Annotated in this window: 11 protein-coding genes; 8 read left to right on the top strand and 3 right to left on the bottom strand. The window is 63.0% G+C overall.

The genetic code is table 11. The features are described 5' to 3' along the window. Positions 1-112: 112 nt before the first annotated feature. Genes HX807_RS24610 through HX807_RS24600 form a run of 3 tightly spaced genes read right to left on the bottom strand, consistent with a single transcriptional unit; the run spans position 113 to position 2,294 of the window. A complete protein-coding gene (locus HX807_RS24610; protein WP_008431412.1) occupies positions 113-1,039 on the bottom strand; it encodes a DUF4880 domain-containing protein in 927 nt (308 codons plus the stop codon). A gap of 38 nt (positions 1,040-1,077) precedes the next feature. Then, on the bottom strand, positions 1,078-1,623 hold the full coding sequence (locus HX807_RS24605) for an RNA polymerase sigma factor (protein ID WP_008431413.1): 546 nt from the start codon (positions 1,621-1,623) through the stop codon (positions 1,078-1,080). Further along, the gene (locus tag HX807_RS24600; RefSeq protein WP_003220136.1) at positions 1,620-2,294 is read right to left on the bottom strand and encodes a secretin and TonB N-terminal domain-containing protein; all 675 of its coding nucleotides are present in this window, start codon (positions 2,292-2,294) and stop codon (positions 1,620-1,622) included. The genes HX807_RS24605 and HX807_RS24600 overlap by 4 nt, the downstream gene beginning before the upstream one ends. A gap of 162 nt (positions 2,295-2,456) precedes the next feature. Here HX807_RS24600 and HX807_RS24595 point away from each other — a divergent pair, with 162 nt between their 5' ends. The 8 genes from HX807_RS24595 (at position 2,457) to HX807_RS24560 (ending at position 10,017) form a co-directional block, all read left to right on the top strand. Next, positions 2,457-2,768, top strand: a complete 312-nt coding sequence (locus HX807_RS24595) for a hypothetical protein (RefSeq protein ID WP_177010052.1) — start codon at positions 2,457-2,459, stop codon at positions 2,766-2,768. A gap of 137 nt (positions 2,769-2,905) precedes the next feature. Continuing rightward, positions 2,906-3,760, top strand: coding sequence for a MurR/RpiR family transcriptional regulator (locus HX807_RS24590; RefSeq protein WP_032898755.1), 855 nt, complete (start codon positions 2,906-2,908; stop codon positions 3,758-3,760). 21 nt (positions 3,761-3,781) lie between these two features. Next, entirely contained in the window at positions 3,782-4,324 is a 543-nt protein-coding gene (gene ddpX, locus HX807_RS24585; RefSeq protein ID WP_177051365.1) for a D-alanyl-D-alanine dipeptidase, read from the top strand. 118 nt (positions 4,325-4,442) lie between these two features. Beyond that, positions 4,443-5,993, top strand: coding sequence for an ABC transporter substrate-binding protein (locus tag HX807_RS24580; RefSeq protein WP_177051363.1), 1,551 nt, complete (start codon positions 4,443-4,445; stop codon positions 5,991-5,993). A gap of 167 nt (positions 5,994-6,160) precedes the next feature. After that, positions 6,161-7,177: an ABC transporter permease gene (locus HX807_RS24575; RefSeq protein WP_177051361.1), complete on the top strand. Its 1,017-nt coding sequence runs from the start codon at positions 6,161-6,163 to the stop codon at positions 7,175-7,177. A 19-nt stretch (positions 7,178-7,196) separates the two neighbouring features. Next, on the top strand, positions 7,197-8,078 hold the full coding sequence (gene ddpC, locus HX807_RS24570; protein WP_032868129.1) for a D,D-dipeptide ABC transporter permease: 882 nt from the start codon (positions 7,197-7,199) through the stop codon (positions 8,076-8,078). Beyond that, complete coding sequence (locus HX807_RS24565; RefSeq protein WP_032898749.1) at positions 8,075-9,070, top strand: ABC transporter ATP-binding protein; 996 nt, start codon at positions 8,075-8,077, stop codon at positions 9,068-9,070. Before ddpC ends, HX807_RS24565 begins: the two co-directional genes overlap by 4 nt. Beyond that, entirely contained in the window at positions 9,067-10,017 is a 951-nt protein-coding gene (locus HX807_RS24560; RefSeq protein ID WP_003220120.1) for an oligopeptide/dipeptide ABC transporter ATP-binding protein, read from the top strand. The genes HX807_RS24565 and HX807_RS24560 overlap by 4 nt, the downstream gene beginning before the upstream one ends. Positions 10,018-10,053 lie beyond the last annotated feature (36 nt).

The following is a 10,053-nucleotide window of genomic DNA, read 5'->3' as shown; positions in this document are numbered from 1 at the left end:
CTGTTTTCGCTCTGGTCTTTGCCTTTGCTTTTAACACTCAAGCCGGCCTGGAGGCCGCTGTGCTTTTGATTTTGAAGCAGCCGTTACCTAAATAACGGATATGCACACCGATCTAACTCAACAAAACAACACCGCCAGGCAACTCCGTACACTTGGCCCCATACGCATCGCGAATCAAAAGCGCCACCCCCGCCAACTGATGCAGACTAAACCGCGCCTGCACCCGCCGCTTGCCCAACTGCGCATTCATCAGCAGCAACATCCCCGGCCGATAGCGATTGATCTCATCCACCACCGTCGCCAGCGTCGCATTGTCAAACACCAGCACCTGCTCCCGCCAAGCCACCACAGCCTGCACGTCCACCGCCACCGGCTCACCCACACCGCTGGCGTCATAAGTCAGCTGCCGCCCACCCTCAAGCCGAACCGTACGCCCCCCAACACCCACCAACAGCGCCCCATCAATACACGTCACACACACGCTGTGATCCGTATTGCGCACATTGAACCGCGCCCGAGCCGCACTCAACCATCCTCCACCCGCCTGAACCTGAAGCGGCATCGCAGCATCGGCCAGCACCTCGACCTCCCCCTCCAACAACTCAATCCCACCCTCACGCCGGCTGATCCGCGTCTGCGTATTGAGCTCCAGCCGAACCCCATCACCCAACTCCACCCGCCGCTGCTCCCCGACCTCGGTGCGGTAATCCGCCGTCAACCCGGCAAACCCACCCGGCACCGTCACCCGCACCATCAACACCGCCGCCGACGCCGCAATCGCCCCGCCCAAAAACGCCCGCCGCCCAAAATGCCGCGGCCGGGAAAACTGCTCGGCGGCGGGAGCCAATTGCTGCCACAACACCTTGGCCTGCTCGAACGCCCGGGCATGCTCCGGGCTCTGGGCGCACCACTGGCGCAACGCCTTGGCATCAGCAACGGTGGCCCGGCCCGACGTCAGCAGCACCAGCCAGTCACGCGCTTCATCGTGCAGGGGGCTGTCGGGCGCAGCACGGGCAGCGGAGAGGTTAAAAATGTTCAAGCGCGCAGGTACTCAACGGATTATCAGGGACTCAATCACTAAGACGGTTTTCCGGCCCCGGGACCGAACCGCTGGATCACTTTTCTTTCAAGGCGCTGTGCACAGTGGCCCAGCCCGGCCTTGATTTCCTTTTCGACCATGCGCGTGGAAATCCCGAAACGCCTGGAGATCTCCAGGTGTGGCGCCTCTTCCAGACGTGCAGCGATAAGGATCTGGCGCCGCCGCGCCGGCAGTTCGTAGAGGGCCTTGAGCAAGGACTGGATTTCCCGCTGGCCACCCACCACCCGCGACGGGTCCTGGGCTTCATCGACGGTTTGCAGCAGCTCTTCGACTTCGCTGCCGGTCAACAGTCGCGCATCCGCCTGGCGTCGGTCAGCGGCGATGTTCAGCGCCATTCGATACAGGTAGGCATTGGGTTGCGCCAGGTTCGGCGGCATGTCCATGCGGTCGACCCGCAGGTAGGTTTCGTGCAGCACGTCGTTGGCCAGGTCCTCGGACCCGAGGCGCTTGCGCAGGCGTACCTTGAAGTCCTCGTAGGACGCCAGGAACAGGCTGACCATCATGCTGTGGCCGGTATCTTTCATGCCCCGGAAACTCCTTCCCCTGCTGTGCATTCCATGCGTGTTCCTGTTGAATCGGGCATCAAAAGTAAGGTCACCGGCAAGCGCAGCGAACTGGGCGCAGGGCGTTCGACCCGGGTGGCGCCCAGGCCGCGTACCAGCGCTTCGTCACGCTGCAGGTCACCGGTGGAGCTGACCAGCCGGCTGTGTTCGATCACCCCGTCACCGTTGACCCACACCTGCACCAGCGCCCGGAAACTGCCGGGGCGGGTCAGCGGCGAACGGCACAAACTGCGTTCGATCGCCTGCTGCAAGGCCGCGGCATAGCTGTTGTTGATCCGTGCTGCATGCCCTGCCTTCAGCCCCCGCGTCGTGGCCGGCTGGCTGACCTCGGGGGCTTGCAGGGTGAATGCATCGCTGCGGGCATAACGCGCCATCAGGCCACTCCCTGTCAGCAGCAGGCCCAGGGCTTGCTGCGCACTGTAGCGGCCATGCACGCCGATGGAGCGCCGGCCCCGGGTCAACTCGCGGTCCACCAGCACCGCCATGCCGGTGGCATGGCTGAACGCCTGCAGGGCGCTATCCAGGTTCTGCGCGGGCAGGTCCAGGGTCACTTCGGCGCGCACGGTCTGCGCCAGCCCCAACAGCAGAGCCAGGCAGCAGCCCGCGCGCCTCCAAGCCCCCCTGCTCAGCATCGCAACACGTCCGACATAGCCTACAAAACCGTCATCCTGAGGCCAGTTTATGAACCTGATGTTACGGTGCCAGCAAAAAAAACATCACGGTGACGGGCAGCCCGCTGCACTACACTTTTGAGCCATACCGGCCCATTTCCCAGGGCTCGCCAGGAGGCACCGATGAACCTGTTACCGACCCTCGCCAGCCTGTTGCTGTGTGCTGCCCTGCCGCTGATGGCCCACGCCGAAGGAACGCCCAATGGCTGCACCGAGGTCAACGTGGATGGCTACAAGGCACCGGACTATGGCTGCCTGAGCCAGCAGATGGGCAACAACCCGGACGCCGCCAAGGCCACGCAAAAGAACCAGCAGGCGCAACAGGTGCCCATCGACAAACGCAAGCCGAACCAGATCGGGCTCTCTACACCCGCAGCGACCAGTGTGCGCATGGGCAATACGTTCGGTACTTCGGTGAAACCCCAGCGGCCTTGATCGCCGCTTGTCCCCCCCCTGCCCGCCCAGTGCAAAAAAAGCCATTGTGTTATCGCGATTGCCGATGTTATGTTTCTAACAGACATCAAAATCATGAAACATGAGTAACATCAATGACCGGCCTGCGCGAAAACGTCATGGATAAAAACAGCTTCCAGCGCACGCTGGAACAGCAGTTCCCGACGCTGACGCCCACCGGCAAGCGCATCGCGACGTACCTGCTGGGCAACCTGCAACAGCTGCCGTTCGAAACCGCCGACAGCATCGCCCAGCAAGCCGGCACCACCGGGATTTCAGTGGGGCGTTTCTTGCGAACCCTGGGTTATCGCAACCTCGATGACGTCAAGCAAGGCCTGCGCGGCGACCCGCAAGCCTCCTGGCTGATCACCGACCGCCTGGGTGCGTTTCGCCAGGAGAACGATCAGGAAGACGCCCTCGACCGTTCCCTCAACCGCGAGATCGAAGCCATCCAGCATGTGTATGGCCTGGCCCGCAGCCAGGGTTTCGCCGACATCGTGCAGCACATCGTGGACGCCGACGCCGTGTTCATCCTCGGTATCCAGTCCACCCGGGGCATCCTCAATGCGTTCCACAGTCACCTGGAATACATTCGCCCCAAGGTCTATTACGTCGATGGCCTGTCGGGGATCTACGCCGAGACCCTGAACTCCGGCTTTGAAAAACCCTACGCCATTACAGCGGACTTCCGCGCCTATTCCAGCATCACGCCCACGTTCTGCGAGACCGCGAACGCCCAGGGTCTACCCTTGGCGCTGATCACTGACTTGCAATGCCCCTGGGCCCGGGACTACGACCTGGACCTGCTGCAATTGAAAACCGATGTCGGCCAGTTCTGGGACTCCATGGCGCCCCTGACGTGCCTGTTCAACCTGATGGTGTCTGCCGTCGCTGACCGCTACGGCGAGCGACTGGATGCACGCCTGGCAAAAAACCGCGCCCTGCAACAGGCCTTCGGCCAGTTCGAATCCTGACCCTGGAAAGGAAATCTTTGAGTGAAAACCAGCCCATTGGTAGAAATCGCCCCACCGGAATACCCGGTACAGGTCGACCTGATCTACGCCAGTGCCGACAACCTGGCAGGCACCGTGATCTACCGCAATGCCCGCTGCCTGCTGCACGCCGAAGCGGCGGCCTGCCTGCGCAAGGCGAGCCTGTTGGCACGCCAGGCCGGCATGACGTTGCTGATCTACGACGCCTATCGCCCGGCCTACGCCCAGCAACTGTTGTGGCAGGCCCTGCCCAACCCGGACTACGTGCGCGACCCGCGCCTGGGCTCGCACCACACCCGTGGCGTGGCCGTCGACCTGACACTGATTGATGAACACGGCACCCCACTGGACATGGGCACGGCGTTTGATGCCATGGAGCCCAAGTCCCACCAGTTCTACCCCGACCTGCCGCCGCAGGTGCAGCGCAACCGCCTGCTGTTGCTGGGCATCATGCTTGACGCCGGCTTCAAGGCGATTGCCACCGAGTGGTGGCATTACGAATTGCCGGATGCCGAACTTTTCCCACTAATTGAGGAGTCATACTGATCCCAAGGACCGTACCATCACAATAATTAGCAGCACCCTTTAGCTCCAACTGCCCGGTTATAGATTTCATAAAAATAAACCAACCCGCTTTTTCCTCTAAATAATCAAGGAAACCGGCATGACCCCAAGCAACCGCAAGACCCTCGCACTCTCCCTGCTGTGCGCCGCCCTGAGCCTGGGCGCGTGGCAATCGGCAAGTGCCGCCGCCCCCAAAGACACCCTGATGATCGGCAAGGCCGCCGACCCGCAAACCCTCGACCCGGCCGTGACCATCGACAACAATGATTGGGCGGTGACGTACCCGGCGTACCAGAAGCTGGTGGCCTACAAAGTCGAAAACGGCAAGGGCAGCACCGAGGTCAAGGGCGACCTGGCCGACAGCTGGACCACCTCGGCCGACGGCCTGGTGTGGGACTTCAAACTCAAGCCCGGCAACAAGTTCGATGATGGCACCGAGGTCGACGCCAATGCGGTGAAGTTCTCCTTCGACCGCGTGATGCAGCTCAAGCAAGGCCCGTCGGGCGCGTTCCCGGATGACATGAAAGTCACCGTGGTCGACCCGCTCACCGTGCGCTTCACCCTGGCCAAGCCCTACGCGCCCTTCCTTTACACCCTCGCCCACAACGGCGCCGGCATCATCAACCCGGACGTGGTGAAACAGGGCGACGTCAACGCCTACCTCTCCACCCACACCGCCGGCTCCGGCGCCTTTCGCCTGAGCAACTGGCAGAAAGGCCAGAGCCTGACCCTGGAACCCAACACCTACTACGCCGGCACCAAGCCCGCGCTGAACAAGGTGGTGATCAAGATCATCAGCGAAGCCTCGGTACGCCGCCTGCAACTGGAACGCGGTGACCTGGACATCGCCGAAGACATGCCCCAGGACCAGCTCACCAACCTGGCCAAAAAGAAAGACGTGGTGATCAAGGAGTTCCCGTCGCTGCGGGTGACCTACCTGTACCTGAACAACCAGAAAGCCCCGCTGAACAACCAGAATGCGCGCCAGGCGATCGTTGATGCGGTGGACTACAAAGGCATTGTCGACGGCATCCTCAAGGGCCAGGCCAAGTTGATGAACGGGCCGATTCCTGCCGGCATGTGGGCCAATGACCCGAGCCTGCCCTTGATGAAACAGGACCTGGACAGCGCGGGCGCGAACCTGAAGAAACTCCCGGAAAAAATCACCAACCTGAACTACATGTACTCCGACAAGGACCCGGACTGGGAATCCATCGGCCTGACCCTGCAAGCCAGCCTGGCGCCGCTGGGGATCAACCTGAAGATGGAAAAACTGGCCAACGCCACCATGCGCGAGCGCCTGGGCAAGGGTGACTTCGACGTGTCCATCGGCTCGTGGGCACCGGACTTCTCCGACCCCTACATGTACATGAACTTCTGGTTCGACTCCTCCCTGCAAGGCCTGCCGGGCAATCGTTCGTTCTACAGCAACCCGGTGGTGGACAAGCTGATTCGTGATGCGGCGGCCAACAACGACACGGCCAAGCGCACCGAGCTGTATCAGGAAGCCCAGAAGATCGTGCTCAAGGACAGCGTGTACGCCTACCTCTATCAGAAGAACTACACCCTGCCGATGCGTGATTCGGTGAAGGGTTATGTGTTCCATCCGATGCTGGAGCAGGTGTTCAACGTGGCTGAGATCAGTAAGTAACACGCGATCAAATGTGGGAGCGGGCTTGCTCGCGAAAGCGGTGTATCAGTTACCCGATGTATGACTGACCCACCGTATTCGCGAGCAAGCCCGCTCCCACACTGGACCTGCTGTGTTTTCCAGGCTGTATTCCTGATCCAAATGTCTCGCGTTACCGAGGAGCCCTCATGGCCTTCCTGAATATGTTGCGCAAACGCCTGTTCGGCCTGATTTTGGTCGTCGTCGGCGTTTCGCTGATTACCTTCTGCATCTCCCACCTGATCCCGGGTGACCCGGCGCGCCTGATTGCCGGCGACCGGGCCAGCGACGCCATTGTCGAGAACATCCGCCATCAACTGGGCCTCGACCTGCCGCTGTACCAGCAATACGGCCGCTACATGAGCGACCTGCTGCACGGCGACCTCGGCACCTCGATCCGCACCAGCCGCCCGGTGCTGGAAGACCTGAAAGCGTTCTTCCCCGCGACCCTCGAACTGGCGGTCGCCGCCCTGCTGCTCTCGGTACTGGTGGGCGTACCGCTGGGGGTGCTGTCAGCCGTGTATCACAACCGCGCCATCGACCAGATCGCCCGAACGCTGGCGGTCACGGGCATTTCCACGCCGGCCTTCTGGCTCGGCCTGGGCCTGATCGTGTTGTTCTACGGCCAGCTCGGCTGGCTGCCCGGCAGCGGGCGGCTGGATGAAGGCCTCGAACCACCGCGCACCATGACCGGGTTCTACCTGATCGACTCGCTGCTGGCCGGCGATATCCCACTGTTCCTGAATGCCCTGGAACACCTGATCCTGCCCGCCGTCACCCTGGGTTTCGTCAACCTCGGCGTGGTCGCCCGGCAGATCCGTTCGGCGATGCTCGACCAGTTGGGCGAGGACTACATCCGTACCGCCCGCGCCTACGGCCTGTCGCGCTGGGCGGTGATCCTGCGCCACGCCTTGCCCAACGCGCTGATCCCGTCGATCACCGTGCTCGGCCTGACCCTCGGCGACCTGCTGTACGGCGCGGTGCTGACCGAAACCGTGTTCGCCTGGCCGGGCATGGGTGCCTATGTGGTGAAGTCGATCCAGTCCCTGGATTTCCCGGCGGTGATGGGCTTCGCGATCCTGGTGTCGTTTATTTATGTACTGCTGAACATGCTGATCGACCTGCTCTACCGGGTGGTCGACCCGCGCATCGGCGAGGTGAATTGAGATGACCGCTCCCCTGACCATGCCCGTACCGGTGCCCCTGGAACAGCGCCCCACCTGGCGTGCGCGAATGGAGTACCTGGGCTATCAAATACGCCGCAGCCCGCTGACCATCGCCGGCCTGACCATCACCTTGATCGTGCTGATCTGCATGGCCTTCGCCCCCTGGTTGGCGAGCCATGACCCCAATGCGCTGAACCTGGCGCAACGCCTGGCCGAGCCCTCCGCCGAACATTGGTTCGGCACCGATGAAGTCGGCCGCGACCTGTTCAGCCGGGTGCTGTACGGCAGCCGCCAGTCGGTGGGCGTGGGCCTGTTCGTGGCGTTTTCGTCCTGCCTGGTGGGCGGGCTGCTGGGCTGCCTGTCGGGGATTATCGGCGGGCGTTTCGACAGCCTGATCATGCGCCTGATGGACATCATGCTGTCGGTGCCGTCCCTGGTGCTGATCATGGCCCTGGCCGCCGCACTGGGCCCGAGCCTGTTCAATGCGATGCTGGCAATCACCGTGGTGCGCATCCCGTTCTACGTGCGCCTGGCCCGGGGCCAGGCCCTGAGCATTCGGCAGATGGGCTACGTCAAGGCATCCCAGACCTTCGGCGCCGGGCGCTGGCACATCGTGTCGTGGCACGTAGGCCGCAATGCGATGCCGCCGTTGCTGGTGCAACTGAGCCTGGACATCGGCAGCGCGATCCTGATGGCCTCGGCCCTGGGTTTCATCGGCCTGGGGGCACAGCAGCCCACCGCCGAATGGGGCGCGATGGTTGCCACCGGGCGCAATTTCATTCTCGACAACTGGTGGTACTCGACCTTTCCGGGGCTGGCGATCCTGGTCACCGCGACCGGCTTCAACCTGCTGGGTGACGGTGTTCGTGACCTGCTCGACCCACGGCAACAGGGGAAATGACCATGTCCAGTCCGGCAGTGCTTGCCATCGACAACCTGAGCCTGGAATTCCCGGCTTACCGCAACAACGTCCAGGCACTCAACGGCGTGTCGTTGCACGTCAACCCCGGCGAAGTCGTCGGCGTAGTGGGTGAATCCGGCTCCGGCAAATCCGTGACCGCGATGCTCAGCCTGCGCCTGCTGCCGGAGCGCAGTTACCGGATCACCGCCGGCAGCTTGCAGATGCTCGGCCGCGACATGCTCGGTGCCAGCGAGAAGGAGCTGCTGCAGATCCGCGGGCGTGACGCGGCGATGATCTTCCAGGAGCCGATGACCGCGCTGAACCCGACCCGGCGCATTGGCCGGCAGATGCTCGATGTGATCATCCACCACCAGCGCCTGAGCAAGGCCGCCGCCCGTGCCAAGGCCATCGCCCTGCTGCGGGACATGCACATCGCCGACCCCGAGCAAGTGCTCGACAGCTACCCCTTCGAACTCTCCGGAGGCATGCGCCAGCGGGTGATGATCGCCCTGGCATTTTCCTGCGACCCTCAGTTGCTGATCGCCGATGAACCCACCACTGCCCTCGACGTCACCGTGCAACGCCAGGTGCTGTTGCTGCTGAGGGAAAAAGCCCGGGAACGCGGCACCGCGATCCTGCTGATCACCCACGACATGGCTGTGGTCTCGCAGTTCTGCGACCGGGTGTATGTGATGTACACCGGCGCCGTGGTGGAAGAAGGCCCCACCGCCCAGGTGATGAGCGACCCGCGCCACCCCTACACCCAAGGCCTGCTCAGCGGTTTGCCGGAACAGGTGAAACCCGGCGACGACCTGCTGACCATCCCCGGCCAGGTGCCCAACCTTGCCGCCCTGCCCTCAGGCTGCACCTTTCGCGAACGCTGCCCCCAGGCCATGAGCCAATGCATCGAGCGCCCGCGCCTGGACCTGATCAACCCTGCCGGCACCCGCAAAAGCGCGTGCTGGCTGACTGCCGGGGAGTCGGTGCAATGACCGTGTCTCAAGATTCACTGCTGGCTTTGCGGGATGTACGGGTCAAGTTCCCGGTAAAAACCGACTGGCTGGGCCGCCCGCGCGGTTATGCCCATGCCCTCAACGGCATCGACTTGCAGGTGCGCCGTGGGGAAACCCTGGGGATTGTCGGCGAGTCCGGCTGCGGTAAAAGCACCCTCGCCCAGTTGCTGATGGGCCTGGTCAAGCCCAGCGACGGTGAAGTGGACTGGGTCTACGAAAGTGCCCGGGAACGCCACCGGCATGTGCAGATCGTATTCCAGGACCCGCAATCGTCCCTCGACCCGCGCCTGCCCATCTGGAAAATCATTACCGAGCCGCTGTTCGCCCTAGGCGACACGCCCAAGAGTGAAATGCGCACCATCGCCGCCAAGGTCGCCGCGCAGGTAGGCATTCGCGCCGAATACCTGGACCGTTACCCGCACCAGTTTTCCGGTGGCCAGCGCCAACGCATCGCCATCGCCCGCGCGCTGGCGTCCAACCCGAGCATCCTGGTGCTGGACGAGCCGACCTCGGCCCTGGATATCTCGGTGCAGGCGCAAATCCTCAACCTGCTGGCCGAGCTGCAACGGCGGCTGGGGCTGACCTACATCCTGATCTCCCACAACGTTTCGGTGGTGCGGCACATGGCCGACCGGGTGGCGGTGATGTACCTGGGGCAGATCGTGGAACTGGGGTGTGCCGAGCAAGTGCTGGAGCAGCCGAAGCATCCGTACACCCAGCTGTTGCTGGAGGCGGTGCCCAAGCTGGGGGTGGCGCTGGACGACGCGTATGTCAGTGCACCGACAGAGCTGCCGGGGAACCGGGTGTTGCCGGGTGGGTGTTTCTTTCTCGACCGCTGCCCGAGGCGTACACAAGGCTGTGAGCGGCCGCAGCGGTTGACGGGTGGGATGAGTCAGCAGGTGCGGTGTCACCTGGAACATCCGTGAGGCGTCCTTAACGAAATTTTCATGATTGCGCGGCTA

The organism is Pseudomonas sp. D8002, from assembly GCF_013385695.1.
Taxonomy (GTDB): domain Bacteria; phylum Pseudomonadota; class Gammaproteobacteria; order Pseudomonadales; family Pseudomonadaceae; genus Aquipseudomonas.
The sequence above is the reverse complement of the archived record's forward strand: the minus strand, read 5'-3'. Positions and strand labels throughout refer to the sequence as shown.

What these genes read in the sequence shown, in the direction of transcription:
- HX807_RS24580 (WP_177051363.1), top strand. Translation starts at nt 4,443, where the DNA reads ATGACCCCAAGCAACCGCAAGACCCTCGCACTCTCCCTGCTGTGCGCC.
- HX807_RS24590 (WP_032898755.1), top strand. Translation starts at nt 2,906, where the DNA reads ATGGATAAAAACAGCTTCCAGCGCACGCTGGAACAGCAGTTCCCGACG.
- HX807_RS24565 (WP_032898749.1), top strand. Translation starts at nt 8,075, where the DNA reads ATGACCATGTCCAGTCCGGCAGTGCTTGCCATCGACAACCTGAGCCTG.
- HX807_RS24605 (WP_008431413.1), bottom strand. Translation starts at nt 1,623, where the DNA reads ATGAAAGATACCGGCCACAGCATGATGGTCAGCCTGTTCCTGGCGTCC.
- HX807_RS24600 (WP_003220136.1), bottom strand. Translation starts at nt 2,294, where the DNA reads ATGCTGAGCAGGGGGGCTTGGAGGCGCGCGGGCTGCTGCCTGGCTCTG.
- ddpC (WP_032868129.1), top strand. Translation starts at nt 7,197, where the DNA reads ATGCCCGTACCGGTGCCCCTGGAACAGCGCCCCACCTGGCGTGCGCGA.
- HX807_RS24595 (WP_177010052.1), top strand. Translation starts at nt 2,457, where the DNA reads ATGAACCTGTTACCGACCCTCGCCAGCCTGTTGCTGTGTGCTGCCCTG.
- HX807_RS24575 (WP_177051361.1), top strand. Translation starts at nt 6,161, where the DNA reads ATGGCCTTCCTGAATATGTTGCGCAAACGCCTGTTCGGCCTGATTTTG.
- HX807_RS24560 (WP_003220120.1), top strand. Translation starts at nt 9,067, where the DNA reads ATGACCGTGTCTCAAGATTCACTGCTGGCTTTGCGGGATGTACGGGTC.